The organism is Corallococcus sp. AB045 (genome assembly GCF_003668895.1).
Classification (GTDB): domain Bacteria; phylum Myxococcota; class Myxococcia; order Myxococcales; family Myxococcaceae; genus Corallococcus; species Corallococcus coralloides.
The window spans coordinates 1-20,218 of record NZ_RAWN01000174.1 but is presented as its reverse complement, the minus strand read 5'-3'; the positions used below and the strand labels follow the sequence as shown (position 1 = coordinate 20,218).

Below are 20,218 nucleotides of genomic sequence, written 5' to 3'. Positions count from 1 at the left end.
CCACCTGCCCCGCCCCGTCCCTATCTTCAAAGGCAAGCCTGTCGCCACGGGAGGCGAGCCATGAACACCGGAGCATCCGAGCCCACCGACGCCGTCCCTCACTACATCCTGGAAGGCCGGGTGGTGACGCTCAACTCCCGGGATGAAGTGATTGAACGGGGGCGCGTCCTCATCCGAGGCAACCACATCGTCGCGGTCGAGCCGTCGGGCGGCCCCCTCCCCGAGGCCTTCCGGGGCGCGCCCGTTATCGACACGCAGGGAACGCTCTATCCAGGGCTCATCGACCTGCACAACCACTTCGTCTACGACGTGCTGACGCTGTGGCGGGTGCCGAAGCGCTACCTCAATCGCACCCAGTGGCCGCGCCACGCGGAATACGCCACGCGCATCTCCCTGCCCATCCGCGTGCTCGCCGGCCACGCCCCTTCGGCCCGCGCCGTCGTCCGCTACATCGAAGCCAAGGCGCTGCTTGCGGGCACGACCACCGGCCAGGGCATCCGGACCCGCGTGTCCGGCGGAGAGGCCCTCTTCCGGGGCGCCATGCGCAACGTCGAGGAACCTCGCGACGACCACCTGCCCGCGGGAAGCACCCGCGTGATGGACCTGCATGACGACGCGGAGGACATCGAAGCCTTCCGCGAAGCCCTGAAGTCCCGCGCCGCGTACTTCTACCACCTGGGCGAAGGCGTGGATGACTACGCCCACCGCCGCTACGTCGACCTGGCCGACCATGACCTCGTCCAGCCTTCACTGATTGGCATCCACAGTCTGGGATTGCAGCGCCCGGACCTGGACAGGATGGCCGCCATGGGCGCCAAGGTCGTGTGGTCCCCCTTCAGCAACCTGCTGCTGTATGGACAGACATTGCACATCGCGGACCTGCTCGGCGCGGGCGTGACGTTCTCGCTGGGCTGTGATTGGTCCCCCACCGGCAGCAAGAACCTCCTCCAGGAGCTGAAGGTCGCCCGCCACGAAGCAGCGCGGCAGGGCGTGTCCCTGTCCTCCAAGACCCTGGTGCGCTCGGTGACGGCGGACGCCGCCCGGGTCACGGGCTGGCAGACCCAGCTGGGCACGCTCCGAGCCGACGCGCTCGCGGACCTGCTGGTCATCGCGGGCACCGATGGCGACCCCTACGATGCGTTGATCTCCGCCACGGAGAAGCAGGTGCGCCTCGTCATCGTGGATGGCGTGGCCCGCTTCGGAGACCGCGCGCTGATGGACTCGCTCGCCTTCGACCCGGGCCATCCCTCCGAGCCCTGGACCGTCGACGGCGTCGAGAAGGCCTTCTCCCTGTGGACGGAGGACTCGCCCCTCAACGACGTGGGCTTCGAAGCGGCGCGCACCCTCCTCGAAGAGGCCATGGCGGACCTGCCGGACTTCCGCCACCGGATGGATCGCGAGGAGCGCGTACAGCTGCGCCCCGGCGCCCCCAGGCCCTTCGAGCTCGTGCTCGACAATGAGCCGCAGGACGTCTTCGCCACCGGCCCCCAGGCCTCCGGGTTCGTCACCGACCTGGACCGGGTGGCAGGACGCATCACGCTCGACGCGCCCACCGTGGGCGGACCGGACTACTGGGAACTCCTGTCCGCGCAGCTCAATCTGGATGACACGCTGAAACAACAGCTGAGGTCGGACTACGCATGAAATACATCCGGGGTGGAGTCGGCTCCCACCCCGGCACCGAGAATAAATGTCCCTGGCGGCGTAACCCCGGTGCAACGGCGGCACTGGACAGACCTGAAGGGACATCTCGAATGAATCACAGCGTGCGGAAGGCCGCGTTGGCGGCACTGGCCGCGAGCGCCCTGCTCCTGGGTGGGGCCTGCGGAGGCGACGACGGCGCTCCTGACGACAACCCGTCCCCGGACGGGGGGACGCAGCCGGATGCCGGCACGAAGCTGCCCGCGGAGGAGGGCCGGGCGCTGGCGGTGTCCAACGGCGGCCTCATCGTGGTGGGCTCTACCGAGGCGAACCTGGCCACCACGGGCGTGGACCTGCTCGTGCGGCGCTACACCGCGTCGGGTGAGGTGGACACGTCGTTCGGCACGCAGGGCTCCGTGGTGCTCGACTTCGACGGTCCCGCCAAGGGCCCCATCTCCGGCCAGCGGGAGCAGGACGACCGCGCGGACACGGTGGCGGTGCTCGCGGATGGCAGCATCCTGGTCGCGGGCTTCGCCCGAGGCGGCACCAAGACGGCTTCGCGCGACTTCGCGGTGGTGAAGCTCCAGCCCAACGGCCAGCTGGACACGGGCTTCAACAAGAACGGTCGCTCGCGCCTGCACTTCGGCGAGGAGAACTCGGTCAACTTCGTGGGCACTGTCCGCAGCATCCTGCCCCTGGCGGACGGCCGCTTCTACGTGGGCGGCTTCCTGACCAAGTCGGACGGGCTGGACGAGGACTTCGCGCTGATCCGCTACAACGCGGACGGCTCGCTCGACACGACCTTCAAGTCCGCGGGCAGCCCGTCCGGCAGCTGGATTGGCGGCGCGTACACGGATGCCGAAGCCGTGCAGGGCATGGTGCTCCAGGGCTCCAGCGTCGTCCTGGCCGGGGGGGATCACTTCGCGGCCGTGCGCATCACCTCCAGCGGCAGCTAGGACATGACCTTCGGGACCTCCGGCATCGCGAAGAGCGAGGACGGCCAGGCCCACGCCCTGGTGGCGCGGCCCAACGGCGGCCTGCTGCTCGCGGGCGAACGGCAGGACGTGAAGGTCGGCGGCGAAGCGCACGGCGTGCTCAAGCTCGTGGCGTACACGGCGGACGGCAAGCCGGACGTCACCTTCGGCCCCGCGGGCGTGCGGGAGCTCACCGCGCCCGCGGGCGTGCTCGACGTGGTGGACGTCAGCGGCCTGCGCATCCAGGCGGATGGGAAGATCCTCGTCTTCGCGGATGTGTACGCGAAGCCCGTGCTCTTCCGCCTGCTGGCCAACGGAGACCTGGACACGTCCTTCGGCACGGACGGCATGGTGCGCTGGCCGGAGACGCAGCTGGCGGTGCCGCTGTTCATCCGCTCCACCACTGGACCGAAGCTGGCCATCCTGGGCGACCGGGCCTTCGTCACGGACGCGAACATCTTCTCGCCCGGGTACTTCCCCAGCGAGAACGCGTACGTGCTGCTCAAGAGCACGGGGCTGTAGGCCCCCAGGCAAGAAGCCCGGCCTCCCTCACGGGCACCGGGGCGCGGACCTCCGCGCTCCGGCCGTGCCCGCGTCAGTCGTTGAAGACGGGCGGAGTCGTCTGGGTGAGGATGGGCACGGGCTTGTCGCCGGACATCGCCAGCAGGCCCTTGAGGCACCGCGCGGCGAGCAGCCAGTTCTTCGGGTTCTTCATGTCCAGCCCACCGACGAGCTGTTTGAGGATGCTGAGCGTGTCGAAGTAGACGCGCTCGCACACCAGCGTCTCCGCCGCGTCGAAGATGAAGTACGCCGACATGCGCACCCGGAACTTGTTGTCCGTGGCGGGAATCTGCCCAAGCGGCCCCAGGTGGGTGCCCATGAGCCAGAACTCCACGATGACGGCGTCATCGCTGTGCCGCAGCGAGATGATTTCGTGGTGCTGGTCCGGGAAGGCCACGCGGGTGTCGCGGTAGTAGTCGCGCACCGCGCTGTTCCCGTCGTGCACCGTCAGGGTGGGGATGAGCTCGTAATGCGGGTGCGGGAAGGTCGACAGGACGGCGTCCCAGTCCTGCCTCACCTCGTCGTGGAAGTGGGCCAACACCAGCTTCTGCCGTGCCTTGCGGACCTGCTCCGTGAGCATGCCTGTCTCTTTCGTGGGGGGAGCTGCTGAGCGGGGAGAATGCCCGCCGCGCCACGACACGGGAAGTCATGAAGTCGCCGGGCACGGCCCCTGCAATCACTTTCCGGCGCAGGCCCCCAACCCCTCCCCACGGAGCAACGCCATGGACATGCGCTGGAAGAATCGCGGCTCACTCATTCGTAACGCACTCGGACTCGGATTGGGCGTCGGGCTGCTGTTCGCCGCGACGCCGGGCATCGCCGGGGACACGACGGGCAAAGGCTGCACGTGGTTTGACGGCGTGGAGAGCTGTCCGATGGACGCCTCGAAGCTGTCCGCCACGAACGAGGGGCTGCTCGTGGAGAGCACGGACGGCAAGCCGTCGGGAGTGAGCCTCCACCTGGAGGGCGCCACCGGCTGGGATGCCTGGCTGAGCCCGCTGGAGCCGGATGGGAGCAGCCGGATGCTGCTGACCTACATCGGGGCGCAGCCGGACGGCACGTCGGAGCTGCTGGAGCGGGTGGTGGTGGCCCGCTCGAAGGCGGAGGACCAGGGCGCCATCTACGTGGACCCGTCTGTCCACGGGGCCTCCACCTACACCGTGCGCGGCTACGTCGACGGGAAGCTGGCCTTCGAGCGCTTCGGCGTGGCCCCCGTCCCGGAGAGCTTCGGTGGCCCGGCGGGCCCGGGGGATGACGCGAAGTTCTCCCGGCTGGTGGCCTTCCCCGGGAAGTGGGGCAGCGGCCACGGCGTCATCGCCGGCCCCAACGGTGAGGGCTGCACGCCCGGCCTGGACTTTCCGTTCCCCCGGCCCGTCCGCTTCCCCGACCACACGATGTCGGTCGCGGTGGACCTGGTCACCTTCCGGCCCGAAGGCGTCCAATCCAACTCACACACGCTCCGGGAAGTGTCCCTCCAGGGAGTGGGGCTGCAAAGCTTCACCCTCCAGAAGGTGGCACGCACGCCCTGATGTCTGAGCTGCGATAGGACTCAGGACCTTCACGTGTAGCCGGATTCGCTACGAATCCGGCTCCATGCGTGTCAATTCCGGTCACAGACCGCGCGCCCGGGAGTCCGCCGTCGGTGGCGGGCTCCCGGGTCCAGCCATCAGGTGCTTAGCGATCCGGGCGCTGCGTCACCCGGATGGCATTGATGAGCGGCACTCCGAAGCCCTCACGCGGGACCAGCCGCAGGTTGAGCTGGCCGTCGGTGACGGTGAGGAAGAAGCTGTGATCATCCGCCGTCAGCTGCCCCACCTCGTTGGCGATGTCATGCGCGGGTAGCACCAGCTGGGTCTCCGCCACCACGTCGTAGACGCGCCGCAGGCGCGGCTGGTCCTGGATCTCCGCGAAGCGCAGCTCCAGTTGGTAGACGCCCGGGGGCAGGTTGTCGAAGCGATACTCGACGAAGCCCCGCCGTGCCCGCTGGTAGAGCGGGTCGTCCACCGTTCCGGCGATGGGGCGGGTGGTCGCGACCCGCTCCGAAGGCTCCAGGAACCCCCAAGCGCCCTGGCGGTAGCGCTGGTCCGCGGCCCACCTGTCCGCGAGGTGGTCGACAAACGTGGCGCCGCCCGCGTTCACCGCCTGCTGGTAGGCCGGGACGATGAGGCTGATGCGGGTCTGCAGCAGCGGCTGCCGCCCGCTGTTGGTCCGGACGTACACCGTGGCCTGGTAGACGCCCGGCGCAAGCCCGGTCGTGTCGACCGTGACCGCGATCTCCTGGCTGTGCCCGGGGGCCAGTGTGCCCCGACGGGGCCGCTCCGAAAGCCAGGGCACGTCCGTGAACGCCGGCACGCCGCTCTCAATCAGGTACACCTGCTGGGTGCCCTGGGCCACCATCCACAGGTTGCCCTGCGCGTCCATCTCCAGGCCGCCGCCGTTGAAGCCCGGGCTCGGGTGCGCCAGCGTGTTCAGCACGGTGCAGGTGGCGGGGTTGAGCTCGTAGATGGTGTCCGTGGGGCTGTTGGTCGCCGCCCAGAGCACGCCGAACGAGCCGTTCCACGCAAGACCGGAGATGGCGCTGTCCGGGGGGCTGCACTGACCGATGACCGCGCCCCGGTCCGGATGGGAGAGGCCCTGGACGTGGTAACGGAGTGGGATTCGCTCGCGACCGCCAGGCCGGCCAGCGTCCAGTAGGCGGATGCGACTGCCCATCCCTGCCAGGTTCCGCGACGTGCCATGACCGCGCACTCTACGCCCGGCTCATGCTCGGGCGGAGGCGCTTGGGTCCTGACGGCGCGCTTCTTCCAGGTTCAGTCGGCTTCGGAGAGCCACTCACCGTGCCTTCGTCTTGAGCGGGACGACCTGGAACTTCGACTGGACGTACTCGAGGGTGCCCAGGTCCTTGCCATAGGCGGAGTTGGGCTCATCCACATACGACGTGATGCGGATGGCTCGCCCCTTCCGTGGCAGGTGGTAGGCCAGGATGGAGCCCCCCCAATCCTTGAGGTCCTTCCGGGTCAGTCCGGGTTTGCCTTTGGGAGCGATGAGCCCCGCGTTGGCATAGAGCTCGATGGCCTTCTCGAGGGGGACCTCCAGGCCCTCCCTCTCCAGCGTCAGGCCCGACTTGTCGCACCGGTAGACCGCGGTGTTGATCACCGAGTCCCCGGTGCCCACGATCGCCAGGTGGTAGCCCTCCGGGTTCTTGAAGAGGGCGGCCTCGTAGCGCGTGCCGGCATCATTCCCCGTGGACACGTAGCCGTTGGGCACGTCGCGGACCGTCCAGGTCTGCCCGACGGCCTCTTCGGCGAAGTACATCGCGGAGTTGTCCACCGAGTCGTCCTTCGACGCTTCCGGCACGGCCGTCTTGAGGTGTGCCGTCAGGTGCTGGAGCGCGGTCTCGATGTTGGTGGTGGCACAGCCAGCGCTCGCCGCCGGCTTCGCGGGAGGCGCCGAAGCCAGCGACAGGAGGACGAAAGCCTTCAAGAGCATCACTGCGGATTCCTTTCACGGGGCCATGCCCGGAGCGGGTGGGACTCTACTGACGGAGCACCAGCAGCCGCACTTCCGTCATGTCCTCGATGGCGTACTTCACGCCTTCGCGGCCCAGCCCGGAGCCCTTCACGCCACCGTAGGGCATGGTGTCCACCCGGAAGCTCGGCACGTCACCAACGACGACACCGCCCACCTCCAGCTCGTCCCAGGCCCGCATCGCCCGGGACAGGTCCTGCGTGAAGATGCCTGCCTGGAGGCCGTAACGGCTGTCATTCACCCGGCGCAGGGCCTCGTCGAAGTCGCGGAACGACTGGAGCAGCACCACTGGCCCGAAGGCCTCCTCCGCGCACAGCGCCGCGTCCTCCGGCACACCCTCCAGCACGGTGGCTTCGAGCAGCGCGCCGCGCCGCCCTCCTCCCGCCAACACCCGGGCCCCCCGCTCCACGGCCTGTTGAATCCATCCCTCCAGCCGCCGCGCCGCGGGCTCGTCAATCAGCGGCCCCAGCGTGGTGGACTCATCCCGGGGATTGCCCGCACGCAGGGCCTTCGCCCGCTCGACGAGCTTTTCCCGGAGGGCGTCGTACAGCGACTCGTGCGCGAGCACGCGCTGCACCGAGATGCAGCTCTGCCCCGCCTGGAAGAAGGCGCCTTGGGTGATGCGGTCCGCGACGAAGTCCAGGCGCCCGGCCTGGTCCGCGTCCACCACGCAGGCCGCGTTGCCACCCAGCTCCAGCACCACCTTCTTGCGCCCGGCGCGGGCCTTCAACTCCCAACCCACCTTCTCCGAGCCGGTGAACGACAACAGCTTCAACCGGTCGTCCTCGATGAACGGCCCCACCTCCTCCAGACGCGTGGGCAACACGGAGAAGGCGCCTTCGGGCAGCGCTGTCTCCGCGAGCACCTCCGCCATGAGCAGCGCGCTCACTGGCGTGCGGTCCGACGGCTTGAGGACGAAGGGGCAGCCCGCGGCGATGGCGGGCGCCACCTTGTGCGCCACCAGGTTGAGCGGGAAGTTGAATGGCGTGATGAAGGAGCACGGCCCCACCGGCACACGCTGCGTGAAGCCCCGGTAGCCCGCCGTGCGCTGAGACACCTCCAGGTTGAGGACCTCGCCGCCGCCGCGCACCGCCTCCTCCGACGCTGCCTTGAAGGTCTCGATGAGCCGGGTGACCTCCGCCCGCGCGTCGCGCAGCGGCTTGCCGGCCTCGATGCAGAGGGCGAGCGCGAACTCCTCCGCTCGCTCCTGGAAGCGGCGTACACAGTGCTCCAGCACCTGCTGCCGGGCATACGGCGCCAGCTTGCGCATGGGCCCCGTCGCTCGCACCGCCGCGGCGATGGCCTCCTCCACGGCGGCCGCGTCCGCCACGGCCACGCGCGTGACGACCTCCCCTGTGTACTTGTCGGTGACAGACAGCTCCGCGTTGGGCTGCCTCGGCCGGTTGGCCAGGTAGTACGGGTAGCGCTCAGCCAGCATGACGTTCCTCTCCTTCGCGAGTGTGCCCATGGCTCACGACTCCACCAGGGGACCGGCACCGAGCGCCCGCGCGGTGTCCGTGTAATCAATGGGCAGGTCGATGACGTGCACGCCGCCCGACTCCAGGCAGCGCGTGAGCGTGGCGCCGAACTCGGTGGCGCTCGCCGGGCGGTGGCCTCGAGCGCCGTAGGCCTCCGCGTAGCGGACGAAGTCCGGGTTGCCCAACGTCATCCCGAAGTCGGGCAGGCCCATCTCCTCCTGCTTCCAGCGGATCATCCCGTAGCCGTCGTCGCGCACGACGATGACCGTCAGGTCCAGCTTCAGGCGCACCGCCGTCTCCAGCTCCTGCGAGTTCATCATGAACCCGCCGTCACCACAGACGGCCACCACCTTGCGACGGGGGTGCACGAGCTTCGCGGCGATGGCGGACGGCAGGCCCGCGCCCATCGTCGCGAGCGCGTTGTCCAGCAGCAGCGTGTTGGGCCGGCGGCAGCGGTAGTAGCGGGCGAACCACAGCTTGTACATGCCGTTGTCCAGGCACACGACGCCGTCGTCCGGCATGGCGCGGCGCACCTCCGCGACCAGCCGCGCGGGGTAGATGGGGAAGCGGTCATCCGCGGCGCCACTGACGAACTGCGCGTCGAGCCCCGCGCGCGACTTCTCGAAGGGCGTGAAGTCCCAGTGCGAGCGCGGTCCCACGCCCTCCGCGATGCGCCACACGGCGTTCGCCAGGTCTCCCGTCACCTGCACCTGCGGGAAGTACACGGGGTCGACCTCCGCGGAGGAGAAGTTCAGGTGGATGACCGTGCGGCGGCCGTCGCGCATGACGAACGGGGGCTTTTCGATGACGTCATGGCCCACGTTGAGGATGCAGTCCGAGGCCTCGATGGCGCGGTGGACAAAGTCGCCGTCAGACAGCGCGGCGGTGCCCATCCACAGCGGATGCGTTTCATCCACCACGCCCTTGCCCATCTGCGTGCTGAAGAAGGGCAGCCCCACGCGGTCCACGAAGGCGCGGAGCATCTCCGACGTCAGCTTGCGGTTGGCCCCCGCGCCAATCATCAGCAGCGGACGGCGGGCCGACGCGAGCGCCTCCACCGCCTGGGCGATGGACGCCTCGTCCGCCACCGGCCTGCGCGCGACACCGGGCGACAGGGGCAGGGCCTCGGTGGGCTCGCGCGCCACGTCCTCGGGCAGTTCCAGGTGGGTGGCGCCGGGGCGCTCCTCCTCCGCGCGGCGAAAGGCCTCGCGGACCGCCGAGGGCACGTGCTCCGCGGACACGAGCATGCGGGTGGACTTGGTGAGCGGTCGCATCATCCCGACGACGTCGACAATCTGGAAGTGGCCCTGCTTGCTCACCTTGATGGGCTTCTGGCCGGTGAGCATCACCATGGGCATGGCGCCAAGCTGCGCGTACGCAGCGGCGGTAACGAGGTTGGTGGCCCCCGGCCCCAGCGTCGCCAGACACACGCCCGCGCGTCCGGTGAGCCGTCCCTGCGTGGCGGCCATGAACCCGGCCGCCTGCTCGTGCCGGGTGACGACCAGGCGCATGCCGGCGGTGCGCATGGACTCGAGCAGGTCCAGGTTCTCCTCGCCGGGCAGTCCGTAGACACTGCGCACGCCCTCCGCTTCGAGCGCCTTCACGAACAGATCCGATGCCTTCATGGGGTGCCTCTCCTTCGGTGACGAGGAAGATGTACCCAGGGGCGTCGATTCGTACATTCGTCTGTTTTCATCGAGTCGATAGATGCCGTCTATGATGGCTCCATGGAGCTCCGACACCTCCGCTACTTCTCCGCCGTCGCGGACGCGCTGCACTTCGGGCGCGCCGCGCGGCGGTTGCACGTCTCCCAGCCCACGCTGTCGCATCAGATCCACCAACTGGAGGAGGAGGTCGGCACACCTCTCTTCGAGCGGGCTCGCACCGGGGTGCGGCTCACGCAGGCCGGGGAGCTGTTCCGCACCTATGCCTCCCGCGCGCTGGAGGACGTGAACGCGGGCCTGTCGGCGGTGGGCGCGCTGCGGGGGCTCGCCACGGGGGCGCTGCGCGTGGGCTATCCCCCGAGCATGCGCGGCCTCGTGGTGCCTGCACTGACGGCGGTGCTGCGCAGACATCCCGGGCTGGCGCTGAGCGCGCAGGAGGCCGTGGTCCGGAAGCTGGAGCGGCAATTGGCGGACGGAAAGCTGGACGTGGGCCTGGGCTATGCGCCCGCGCGGCTGGCGGACCTGGACGCGGAGCCTGTCTTCGACAGCCGGCTCGCGCTCGTCGTAGGACGGGGGCATGCGCTGGCGGGCGCGGAGTCCGTGGGTGTGAAGCTGCTCGCGGAAGAGCCGTTCGCGCTCCTGTCACGCGGCCTGCGGGTGCGCGCCCGCGTGGACGCGCACTTCGCGGCGATGCGGTTCGCGCCTCGCATCGCGCTCGAATCGAACGCGGTGGCCACCGTGCTGGCCATCGTCCGCGCGGGCCTCGCCGTCACGGTGCTCCCGGAGCCACGGCTCGCGGACGCGGAGCGGCTGGTGGTGAAGCGGCTGTCCCCCGCGCCCCGCTCGGAGCTGGCCGCGCTCCTCTGGCGCAAGGGTGCCCCGCGCACACCCGCGGCGGAGCTGTTCGCGGCCGAGGTCCGGGCACGGGCGAAGGAAGACGTGGGTTAGACATTGGGAAACTGAGAGAGCAAGGAATCCATACTATCCACAAATGACCCGTGTCGTGGCCGACTGGGGCAATGGTTGTCATTCGTGGGCGGATGCACTCTTGGGTTCAAGGCGGACACAGCCATCCGTGTTCGTCCGGCCGGATTTCCCCATGCGGGGGAGGCGGGCCTTCTTGTCCCGGGTGGCGGCGTGCCCAGGTGAACCATGGCGAACATCGGCAAATCCCTTGTGGGTGTGGCCTCGTGTGCGTTGTTCCTCGGTGCTTGTGGTCCTCTTCCGGAGGGTGAGGAGTTCGACGGCTCCGTTCCCGAGGAGGCCGAGGTCCTGGACGACAGCCAGTCCGAGGAGCCCCGGCGCGTGGAGGCGCAGACGCTCGCGGGAGACCTGGGAAGCGCCCTGGCAAGTCCGGTCGCGACCTACCCCACGAGCTGCACGGCGAGCAATCAGTGGACGACCACGTGCGGGTCGGGCTCGTCGCGAGACGTCTCCTGGGTGTGGAAGGTCCCCGCGACGGGGACCTATGCGTTCTCCACGAGGAACTCCAACTTCGACACCGTCATGGAGATCCGGAACTACAAGGCCACGAACGAGGTCTTGAAGTGCAACGATGACACGGGCAGCGGCACGACGTCCGGCATGACCTTCACGCTCATCAAGGGCAGCCAGTTGCTCATCGTCGTCGAGGGCTATGGGGGTGATTGCGGCAACGTTCACCTGAACATCGCCAAGCGTTAGCCCCAGGGCCTCAGCCAGAGCACCCAACCCGCCAGACCCAGCTGCACGACCAGGGTCAGCGTCGCGCCAACCGCCTGGATGGGGTTGGTGCGCAGCATCCCGAAGGCATGCGCCAGCCGCGCCACGAGCAGCGCACCGCCGAAGACATGGAGCGCCGTCGAGTTCCCTCCGCTCAGCTCCGCCAGCAGCAGCAGGATGAGCGCCAGGGGAACCTGCTCGACGTTGTTGCCATGCGCGCGGATGGCGGACCCGAGGCCGGAATGGCCTCCGTCGCCCCGGAACACCTTGAGCTTCGTGCGGACCCGGCTGACGTTGATGGAGAGCGCCAGCGTGAGGAAGGCGTTGAGCGCGGCGTAGAGCGAGGTGACAGGGACGAGGGAGAGCGTGCCGAGCAGGGGGTTCGTCAAAGCGAGAGCCTCCAACCACGAGAAGGCTGGGACGCTAGCCGTTTCTTGACGTCCGTGGGACGTGATGGCTCCCGCGTTGACGCCGCGGGGGGGTGACTGTGACGCTGCGTCCCGTGTCCATGACTCCTCCGGCGGAAGCGTTCTTCACGGCATCAGGCGTTCGACTCCGGCGGCGGGGTTCCCGTCCAGGCGCCTTCAACTGGCTGATGCTCCCGGGCGGGCCGGGGATTGGCTCCGAGAGTCTGTTCGGACTGGCGGACGCGCTGGACGTTCCCGGGACGTGCTGGATGGTGGACCTGCCGGGAGATGGGTCCAATGTGTCTCCTCCCGGTGCACCCGAGAATCCCTACGACGTGTGGCCGAGGGTTCTCATCGAGGCCGCCCAGGCACTTCCGAACTGCGTCTATCTGGGACACTCCACGGGAGGCATGTATCTGCTGTCCGTGCCGGAGTTGGAATCGCTCCTCGTGGGCTTGGTGCTCGTGAGCACGGCGCCGGACGCGAGCTGGCGTGCGCCGTTCTTCGCGATGACCCAGCGTCATCCCCTGCCCGAGGTCGACGCCGCGACCCGCCGTTATGAAGCCGAGCGCACGAATGAACGGCTCCGCGACATCGCGGTGGCATCGGCGGAGTGGAACTTCACGCCGGAGGGTGTGACGGCAGGGCGCGAGCTGCTGCGGCGGATGCCCTACAACCGCGCGGCGGTGGACTGGTCCGACCGGAACTTCGATGAGACGTACGTGCACACCTGGTGGCCGCGCTCCCTGCCCACGCTCATCATCAGCGGCGCCGAGGACCGCATCGTCCAGCAGACGCCCTGGTCACAGCCCACATTCCAGGGTCCGCACATCCTCCACCGGCGGGTGGAGGGCGCCGCGCACTTCCCGTGGATCGAGCGCCCGGACGCCGTGGCTTCCGCGCTGCGTGCGCTGGTCGACCGGATGACGCCACGTCCTTGAGGCTCCAGGTCCACGCACCGCGCCGCAAGCCTTGCACCGGCGTACGTCCTCACCGAGCATCGCCCCGTGTCTCCCCTCCCCCCTGCGTCGTCCCCTCACGTCCTGGCTGACCGCTTCGTGCGCACGCGCGCACAGGAAGCCGCGCTCATCCTGGGCGCGGCGCTCTTCACCGCGCTGCTCGCCCAGGTCGCCCTCTCCGTGCCGGGCTCACCGGTGCCCATCACGGGACAGACGCTCGCGGTCGTCCTCACGGCGGCCGCGCTCGGCCCCGGACGTGGCCTGGCCGCGCAGGCCGCCTATCTCCTGCTGGGAGCGGTGGGACTGCCCTTCTTCGCGAAGGGCGCCAGCGGCTGGGGGGCCCTGGCCGGTCCGACGGGCGGCTTCCTGGTGGGCTTCCTCCCCGCCGCGTTCCTCGTGGGCCTCGCGGCGCGCCACGGATACGACCGGCGGTGGTGGACGGCGGTTCCGCTCTTCCTCGCGGGCCAGCTCCTGGTCCTGGTCATCGGTGTGTCGTGGCTCCACGTGAAGGCCGGGCTCGACTTCACCACGGCCTTCCAGAAGGGCTTTTTCCCCTTCGTCCCCGGGGGCCTGCTCAAGGCTGTCATCGCCGGCCTCGTCATGCCGCTTGCCTGGAGGCTCGCGCGGCCTCGCGCGCCCTGAAGCGGCGCGGACGGGATGGGCGTCAGCTCGCGCCGCGCGGCCGTGACCGCCGAGGTGTCGTCAGCTCTTGCGCGAGCGCTTCGCGCAGGATGCCCGCCAGTTGGGCCACGGTCTCGCTCGGCTCCCGTTCGGCCCTGAGCAGGTACACCGGAATGCTCCCGAGCGCGGGCAAGCCCGAGGCGCCGGGCTCCAGCACGGCCAGCGTCTTCGGCAGGCCGAAGGCCGTCCGCAGCGTCACTCCCAGCCCCGCCTCGGCCGCCGCCCAGAGGCCCGCGAGGCTCGGGCTCGCGAACGCGATCCTCCAGGCGAGCCCCTTCCGGTCCAAGGCGGTCGTGCAGGCCTCCCGGAAGATGCATGGCGCTTCGAAGGCGATGAGCGGCAGCGGCTGGCCGCGACTCCCCGTGCCCTGCCAGTCAGGCGGGCCAATCCACACGAGCGGCAGCTCGGCGATGCGCTCACTGCATCCTCGCGCCCCTCCGCTCCAGGCGAGCGCGAGGTCCAGCTTGCCGGTCATGACGTGGTTGACGAGGTGGGCGTTGCGCTCGGTGCGCACCTCGATGCGCACCGCCGGATGCGCGCGCGCGAAGGTGCTGAGCACCCGGGGCAGCCAGGTTTCAGCGAAGTCCTGCGGCAATCCCAGACGGACCTCGCCCTCCAACTGGCTGCCTCGCAAGCTGGCCACGGTCTGATCATTCAATTCGAGGATCCGCCGTGCGTGGCCCAGCAGCACCTCCCCCGCCTCGGTCAGGACCAGGCCTCTTCCGGAGCGTTCGACCAGCGCGCGGCCCACCTGCTCCTCCAGCTTGCGCAGCTGGGAGCTCACCGCTGACGGCGAACGGCCCACCCGTGCGGCGGCCCGGGCGAAGCTGCCCAGCTCAAAGGCCGTCACGAACGTCCGCAAGACATCCATGTCCAGGTTGATCCGGGGGAGCATCGTTCGATTTCCTCGAACCCAGGCTTCCAGACTTCGGATTTTTCGGCAAGGCGGGTCCGGGATACGACGCCGGTCATGCCGGCCTCTCCCGCCCATTCTCGAAGCGTCAGGGTCATGCCACTCGTTGTCGCCACGGTGGCCGTCTGGATGGTTTCGGCGGCGGCGCACGCGCAGGCCCCCTCCGCATCCCGGTCCTGGCCGCTGCCCCAACCCGCGCCCATGCCGCCGCCCATCGAGGCGCCACGAGACACGCCCTTCCCCGGCACCATCCGGCTGCGCGTCGATGCCACCGACACGGCGCGCGGTCTCTTCCGCGTCACGGAAACCCTCCCGGTCGCGCCCGGAAGGCGGTTGACGCTGTTCTTTCCGCAGTGGCTCCCAGGGGACCATGGGCCCACCGGGCAGCTGGATGGACTCGCGGGGCTGAGGGTCCAGGCCGGGAAGAGAGTCATTGCGTGGACCCGCGACGCCGTCCAGGTCGCGGCCTTCCACATCGACATCCCCACCGGCGTGACGTCCATCGACGTGAACTATCAGTTCCTTGGCGCCACGGAGCCGCGCGTGGGCCCGGTGGTGGCCACGTCCACGATGATGGATCTGCAATGGCACAACCTAGTGCTTTACCCTTCGGGCCATTACGCCCGGCGCATCACCTATGCAGCCAGCGTGAAGCTGCCGCCCGCCTGGGAGTTCGCCTCGCCGCTGACCGTCGCCCAACGGGATGGCGATGAGGTCCGGTTCCAGCCGGTGACGCTGGACACGCTGGTCGACTCGCCCGTGATTGCCGGCCGCGCCTTCAAGCGCATCCTGTTGAGCGAGGACCCCGTCCCGGTCCACGTGAACATCGTCGCCGACGAGGCCGCGAGCCTCGAACCGCCTCCCGGATTCGTCCAGGGCTACCAGTCACTGGTGCAACAGGCCTACCGACTCTTCGGCTCACGGCACTATGACCATTACGACCTGATGGTCTGGCTGGCGGACGGCTTCGGCCCCAGCTACTTCGAACACCTCCGCGCGGGCGAGAACGCCCTGCCCGCCGACTTCTTCACGACCTGGACGGACCGGCCCGAACACCGGGGCCGGCTGGCGCATGGGTTCGTCCATTCGTGGAACGGCCTGTTCCGCCGCCCCGCGGAGATGTGGACGCCGGACTTCAACACGCCGGAGCGCGATTCACTGCTCTGGGTGTTCGAGGGATTGACCTATTACTGGCAGGACGTGCTCACCACCCGGGCGGGTTTGTGGACGCGGGAGGACGCGCTCGATGACCTGGCCGCGACCGCGGCGGCCATGGCCAGCCGCCCCGGCCGGCGCTGGCGCCCGCTCCGGGACGTGACGAACGACGCCATCGTGCAGCGCCGCAAGGCGCTCTCCTGGAAGGGCTGGCAGCGCGACATGTTCGATGCCTACTCCGAGGGCCAGTTGATCTGGCTGGAGGCCGACACGCTGATCCGGGAGCGCAGTGGCGGCCGCAAGTCGCTGGATGACTTCGCTCGCGCGTTCTTCGGCGTGCGCCCGGGCAGCCAGGTGACCATGACGTACACGCTGGAAGACATCGTCACCACGCTCAATGACATCCTCCCCCATGACTGGTCAGGCTTCTTCCGCTCCCGGATTGAAGAGACGCACGACGCCCCGCCCCTGGGGGGAATCACCCGAGGCGGCTACGCGCTCACCTGGAGCGAGCACCCCACGGATGCCGTCCGGCGCGCCGAAGCGGCGAGCGGGAACGTGGACCTCAGCGACTCCCTGGGCGTGACGCTCGCGAAGGACGGAAAGGTGCTCCGGGTGGAGTGGGAGAGGCCGGCCTTCGAGGTGGGCCTGCTGCCCGGCGCGGTGGTGACGGCCGTGAACGGGAGCCCCTACGACGCGCAACGGCTGAAGGACGCCGTCAAGGCCACTGCGCACCAGGAGCCCTTGCGGCTCTCCTGGCGCCAGGGCACGGCCACGCGTTCCGCCCTCATTCCCTGGCATGGGGGTTTGCGCTACCCCCGGCTGCGGCGGGTCGAGGGCACACCGGCGCTCCTGGATGAAATCCTGGCGCCGCGAGACTGACTCCGGAAGGCCCATGACCTCAGGCGTCTCCACGCACGCGCCGTGGAGGCGCGCGGTCAGGCCCCGGGACGGCCGAGCCACTCCTCGAACCGCGTCTTCCCGATGCGAGGGGTGCCGCTCGGCGTGAGCGAGCTGTCCTCCAGTTCCACGCCGAAGTAGCGCGCGCGGGCATCCGGGATGACCTTGCGCCCGTCCTGCCTGGCGCGCAGGAAGAGCTGCACCGCGTCCACCAGGCGCAGACGCTCCGGTCCGGCCACCTCGACGATGCCCTGGACGGGCTTGCCCAGCGCCGCTTCTGCCACGGCGTCCGCCACATCCTCCGCCGCCATGGGCTGCATGAGCGCCGTGGAAAGGCGCACCGCCTCCCCGTCCGTTCCCGCCTGCGCGATGCTGCCCATGAACTCGAAGAACTGCGTCGCGCGCACCAGCGTGTACGGAATCCCGCCAGCCTGGATGAGCTTCTCCTGGGCCATCTTGGCGCGGAAGTAGCCGCTGCCCAGCAGCCGCTCGGTGCCGACCACGGACAACGCGACGTGGTGCTCCACGCCGGCCTTCGCTTCCGCCGCCAGGAGATTGCGCCCCGAGGTCTCGAAGAACGACAGCACGGCGGCGTCCTCGAACGACGGTGAGTTGGCCACATCCACCACCACCCGCGCGCCCGTGAGCGCCTCCGCCAGGCCCTCGCCCGTGAGCGTGTTGACCCCCATGCTGGGGGCCGCCGCCACCACCTCATGGCCCTGTTCGCGCAGCCGCTTCGCCAGCTTCGTTCCGATGAGGCCGGTGCCCCCAATGACCACGATCTTCATGTTTGCCTTTCGGTTGACGCCAGCAACGTATGGGTGAAAGGTGTTGGCCGCCATGCCATCTACCCCTGGTTTTCCGCCAACCTCCCGCCGGCCGCGCACCGTGCTCTTCGTCGCCTTTCCGGACATGGGGCTGCTGGACATGACGGGCCCCCAGACGGTGTTCTGGGCCGCGTCCAAGGCCCTGGCCGAGCGTGGATGGCCGGGGTACGTCCGCCACACCGTGAGCCTGGAAGGCGGGCTCGTGCAGTCAGCGGAAGGCGTCGCGTTGCAGACGTCGCCGCTCGCCGCGTTCAGGGACGTGCCGGTCGACACCCTCGTCGTTCCGGGCTCGCCGGACATCGAGCAGGTGCTGTCCCGGTCAGGGCGCCTGATTGAATGGCTGAGGAAACAGGCGGCAGTGGCCCGCAGGACCGCGTCGGTGTGCAGCGGCACCTTCCTGCTGGCGCAGGCCGGGCTGCTTCACGGCAAGCGCGCGGCGACCCATTGGGCCATGGGAGACCGGCTTTGTGAGCGCTTCCCTTCCCTCACGCTCGACCGCGACGCGATCTTCGTCCGGGAGGATCCGGTGTGGACCTCCGCGGGAGTCAGCGCGGGCATCGACCTGGCGCTCGCGCTGGTGGAGGCGGACCATGGACATGACATCTCCATGAAGGTGGCGCGGGAGCTGGTCGTCTTCCTGAAGCGGCCGGGCGGCCAATCCCAGTTCAGCGAGCTGCTGCAATCCCAGACCCAGGACACCGCCGACTTCGATGCGCTGCACCTGTGGCTCGCGGACAACCTGGGCCGTGACGACCTCACCGTTGAAATGCTGGCCCGGCAGGCCCGGATGAGTCCCCGGAACTTCGCGCGCGTCTACAAACAGAAGACCGGCCGGACCCCCGCGAAGGCGGTGGAGGTCCTGAGGCTGGAGCGGGCCAGGGGGTTGCTGGAGGAGTCGAAGCGCAACATCGATCAGATCGCCCGGATGTGCGGCTTCGGCAGCGAAGAGCGGATGCGGGTGACCTTCCAGCGCAACCTCGCCGTTTCGCCGAGCGACTACCGGAAGCGGTTCGCGACCTGAGCGCCGCGCTCACCCCGCGTCCCGTGGTGCTGCGCGACGGCACACACCTGAGGCTGAGCCCCCACCGCAAGGCCGCGGTGGAAGCCCTGCTGCGTCAGTCGTTCTGACCCCGTGCTCCTCCGTCAAGGACAGTTCAACGTCGCTGGGGACGGAAGGTTGTTCGGGTTCTGGGGGAGCGGCTGGGGATCCGCCGGAATGGCCCAGGAGAAGTCCGTGGTCGTGAAGCCCGCGAACCATGGGTACGTGGCGAAGTCGATGGGCGCCTTGTAATCACATGGATACGAGGGCGTCTGGAGCACCCACGTCGCGGGCGGACTGCTGGCGGTGTTCGCGAAGGCGCTGGCCACGGCCGCGGTGCCATGGCACGTCATGCAGTTGCTCTGGACGCCCACGGGGATGTTCGGTGAGGTCTCCAGGTAGGGATTGAAGCAGACAGCCATCTTGCTGCTCCCCTTGCCCTGCGTCTGGTTGTAGGCGGTGCACATCGCGTAGTTGCGCCCCGCCCCCGTGACCTTGTCCGTCATCCCCTTCTTGCTCCCGGGAAAGTCATCCGGCGCGTCGCTGCCGGGCTGCCACCAGAAGGTCTGCCACGTCCAGTTGATGAGCTCCTTGGTGTTGACGTGCATCGCCGTGAGGACGGCGTAGTCGCCCGCTTCCGCCTGGAGCCCTTCGATGTTGGTGTTGTTGAAGGCCTGGGCCTCGTCGGCGTTCATCTGGAAGGAGTAGATGGCGGAGAGCGGCGTGTGCAGGTAGTGCTGGCAGTTGAGGATCGCGGACCCGGGATGGGCGTTGTTCACCTGGTCGATGAGGGGCGCCACGCCTTGAATCTGCTCGGCGGTGGCCTCCGTGATGGGCGCATCCGCTGGCGCCGAGGGGTCCACGATGGCGCACGTCAGCCAGAGCGAGGGCGTGGGATGGCACTTGTCCGCCTCTTGTTGCTCGGGCGTGCAGGTGGTCCCGGAGCCGACGCTGCCCGCGAAGCCCCTCCACACGGGCACCGGCGTGGGCTTGCGCTTCTTCACCAGGTACAGCACGGGCTTGAGCTCCATGGCCGCCGAGCCCCGGTTCCCCGCGGAGGGCGCGGTGTACGGCGCCTGCTGCACCGTCCGCTGCGCGGTGGGTGTATTCGCCGGCCACTGGCTGTTGAGGTCGGCCAGGCTGGTGAACCGGTTGTAGAAGTACGACGGTCCCCCCGGCACGGCCGGATGGCCCTGCGTCAGGTACGCGGCCATCTCCGGATTGAACTTGTTGAAGGAGACGAGTTGGTCGGTCGGGGTGACGACCGGGCCCGAACCCGCGGGGTGGTGGAACTGGCGGGGGCCGTGGAAACCATGGGTGGCCTTGCGCCGCGACACGTCTGGCATTGACGCGCCCGGGGCCGGGAAGAGCTCCTCGCCGCTCCAGGTGTCCCACACTGGCATGGGGAGCCCCGTTCCCGGGTAGGCCTGTCCGGAGTCGGCATGCAGACCCGCCCAGAGGTTCCAGGCCTTGGTCGTGATGCTGGCGGTGTTCCACGCATCCGCCCACTGCTGGATTTCATCCCGGTTGCCTGGAAAGTCATACCCGGGAGGAATGGGGGTGGGTGTGATCCAGGGATCGCGAGGCTTGCAGGCGACCAGGATACAGAGACAGGTCAGCAGGAGTATCCGGACAGGGTGGCGCATGGGTGAAATGCAAACGCATGCCCCTGGAATGTATTGGTCATCCCCGAGTGCCAGCGTCGCGGGCACGCCCTGATTCCAGAGCAGGAACGGACCAGACGCCGCAGGTCCTGACCGTGTGTCCGCCCCCGGTTTCGGGCCCAATCC

19 protein-coding genes are annotated in these 20,218 nt (G+C 69.1%); 10 read left to right on the top strand and 9 right to left on the bottom strand.

Going from position 1 to position 20,218, the window contains the following annotated elements:
- Positions 1–60: 60 nt before the first annotated feature.
- From D7Y21_RS31420 to D7Y21_RS43045, 3 genes are all read left to right on the top strand, one after another.
- Positions 61–1,644, top strand: coding sequence for an amidohydrolase family protein (locus D7Y21_RS31420; protein WP_121717518.1), 1,584 nt, complete (start codon positions 61–63; stop codon positions 1,642–1,644).
- 110 nt (positions 1,645–1,754) lie between these two features.
- Positions 1,755–2,597, top strand: a complete 843-nt coding sequence (locus D7Y21_RS43050; RefSeq protein WP_233612351.1) for a hypothetical protein — start codon at positions 1,755–1,757, stop codon at positions 2,595–2,597.
- A gap of 3 nt (positions 2,598–2,600) precedes the next feature.
- On the top strand, positions 2,601–3,137 hold the full coding sequence (locus D7Y21_RS43045) for a hypothetical protein (protein WP_233612350.1): 537 nt from the start codon (positions 2,601–2,603) through the stop codon (positions 3,135–3,137).
- A 73-nt stretch (positions 3,138–3,210) separates the two neighbouring features.
- Here D7Y21_RS43045 and D7Y21_RS31410 read toward each other — a convergent pair whose 3' ends face one another.
- Positions 3,211–3,756 (bottom strand): ester cyclase, encoded by a 546-nt coding sequence (locus tag D7Y21_RS31410; protein ID WP_121717516.1) that lies wholly within the window; start codon positions 3,754–3,756, stop codon positions 3,211–3,213.
- Positions 3,757–3,904: 148 nt separating this feature from the next.
- On the opposite strand from D7Y21_RS31410, the gene D7Y21_RS31405 reads away from it, so the two are divergent.
- A complete protein-coding gene (locus D7Y21_RS31405; RefSeq protein ID WP_147469425.1) occupies positions 3,905–4,705 on the top strand; it encodes a hypothetical protein in 801 nt (266 codons plus the stop codon).
- A gap of 145 nt (positions 4,706–4,850) precedes the next feature.
- Here the strand turns inward: D7Y21_RS31405 and D7Y21_RS31400 are convergent, their stop codons facing one another.
- From D7Y21_RS31400 to D7Y21_RS31385, 4 genes are all read right to left on the bottom strand, one after another.
- Entirely contained in the window at positions 4,851–5,888 is a 1,038-nt protein-coding gene (locus D7Y21_RS31400; protein ID WP_121717512.1) for a malectin domain-containing carbohydrate-binding protein, read from the bottom strand.
- Between the two features lie 120 nt (positions 5,889–6,008).
- A complete protein-coding gene (locus D7Y21_RS31395) occupies positions 6,009–6,665 on the bottom strand; it encodes a hypothetical protein (protein WP_121717511.1) in 657 nt (218 codons plus the stop codon).
- 46 nt (positions 6,666–6,711) lie between these two features.
- Complete coding sequence (locus D7Y21_RS31390; RefSeq protein ID WP_121717520.1) at positions 6,712–8,142, bottom strand: aldehyde dehydrogenase family protein; 1,431 nt, start codon at positions 8,140–8,142, stop codon at positions 6,712–6,714.
- 33 nt (positions 8,143–8,175) lie between these two features.
- On the bottom strand, positions 8,176–9,807 hold the full coding sequence (locus tag D7Y21_RS31385) for an acetolactate synthase large subunit (RefSeq protein WP_121717509.1): 1,632 nt from the start codon (positions 9,805–9,807) through the stop codon (positions 8,176–8,178).
- A 102-nt stretch (positions 9,808–9,909) separates the two neighbouring features.
- On the opposite strand from D7Y21_RS31385, the gene D7Y21_RS31380 reads away from it, so the two are divergent.
- Together D7Y21_RS31380 and D7Y21_RS31375 are read left to right on the top strand one after the other, a co-directional pair.
- The gene (locus D7Y21_RS31380) at positions 9,910–10,794 is read left to right on the top strand and encodes a LysR substrate-binding domain-containing protein (protein ID WP_120563899.1); all 885 of its coding nucleotides are present in this window, start codon (positions 9,910–9,912) and stop codon (positions 10,792–10,794) included.
- 204 nt (positions 10,795–10,998) lie between these two features.
- On the top strand, positions 10,999–11,529 hold the full coding sequence (locus D7Y21_RS31375) for a hypothetical protein (protein WP_120563898.1): 531 nt from the start codon (positions 10,999–11,001) through the stop codon (positions 11,527–11,529).
- On the opposite strand, the gene D7Y21_RS31370 is transcribed toward D7Y21_RS31375, so the two are convergent.
- Positions 11,526–11,936 (bottom strand): MAPEG family protein, encoded by a 411-nt coding sequence (locus D7Y21_RS31370; protein WP_158619281.1) that lies wholly within the window; start codon positions 11,934–11,936, stop codon positions 11,526–11,528. The genes D7Y21_RS31375 and D7Y21_RS31370 overlap by 4 nt on opposite strands.
- A gap of 206 nt (positions 11,937–12,142) precedes the next feature.
- Between D7Y21_RS31370 and D7Y21_RS31365 the strand changes: the two genes are divergently transcribed.
- Together D7Y21_RS31365 and D7Y21_RS31360 are read left to right on the top strand one after the other, a co-directional pair.
- Positions 12,143–12,895, top strand: a complete 753-nt coding sequence (locus D7Y21_RS31365; RefSeq protein WP_158627382.1) for an alpha/beta fold hydrolase — start codon at positions 12,143–12,145, stop codon at positions 12,893–12,895.
- Between the two features lie 117 nt (positions 12,896–13,012).
- Positions 13,013–13,555 carry a biotin transporter BioY gene (locus D7Y21_RS31360; protein ID WP_233612349.1) on the top strand — a complete coding sequence of 181 codons (543 nt, stop codon included), beginning with the start codon at positions 13,013–13,015 and terminating at the stop codon, positions 13,553–13,555.
- 22 nt (positions 13,556–13,577) lie between these two features.
- Here the strand turns inward: D7Y21_RS31360 and D7Y21_RS31355 are convergent, their stop codons facing one another.
- Positions 13,578–14,489 (bottom strand): LysR substrate-binding domain-containing protein, encoded by a 912-nt coding sequence (locus D7Y21_RS31355; protein ID WP_121717502.1) that lies wholly within the window; start codon positions 14,487–14,489, stop codon positions 13,578–13,580.
- A gap of 114 nt (positions 14,490–14,603) precedes the next feature.
- Between D7Y21_RS31355 and D7Y21_RS31350 the strand changes: the two genes are divergently transcribed.
- Positions 14,604–16,544 (top strand): M61 family metallopeptidase, encoded by a 1,941-nt coding sequence (locus D7Y21_RS31350; RefSeq protein WP_158627381.1) that lies wholly within the window; start codon positions 14,604–14,606, stop codon positions 16,542–16,544.
- A gap of 56 nt (positions 16,545–16,600) precedes the next feature.
- Here D7Y21_RS31350 and D7Y21_RS31345 read toward each other — a convergent pair whose 3' ends face one another.
- Positions 16,601–17,350, bottom strand: coding sequence for an SDR family oxidoreductase (locus tag D7Y21_RS31345; protein WP_121717498.1), 750 nt, complete (start codon positions 17,348–17,350; stop codon positions 16,601–16,603).
- A gap of 52 nt (positions 17,351–17,402) precedes the next feature.
- Between D7Y21_RS31345 and D7Y21_RS31340 the strand changes: the two genes are divergently transcribed.
- Complete coding sequence (locus tag D7Y21_RS31340; RefSeq protein ID WP_121717495.1) at positions 17,403–18,410, top strand: GlxA family transcriptional regulator; 1,008 nt, start codon at positions 17,403–17,405, stop codon at positions 18,408–18,410.
- A gap of 122 nt (positions 18,411–18,532) precedes the next feature.
- Here D7Y21_RS31340 and D7Y21_RS31335 read toward each other — a convergent pair whose 3' ends face one another.
- Complete coding sequence (locus D7Y21_RS31335; protein WP_121717492.1) at positions 18,533–19,831, bottom strand: hypothetical protein; 1,299 nt, start codon at positions 19,829–19,831, stop codon at positions 18,533–18,535.
- Positions 19,832–20,218: the final 387 nt, after the last annotated feature.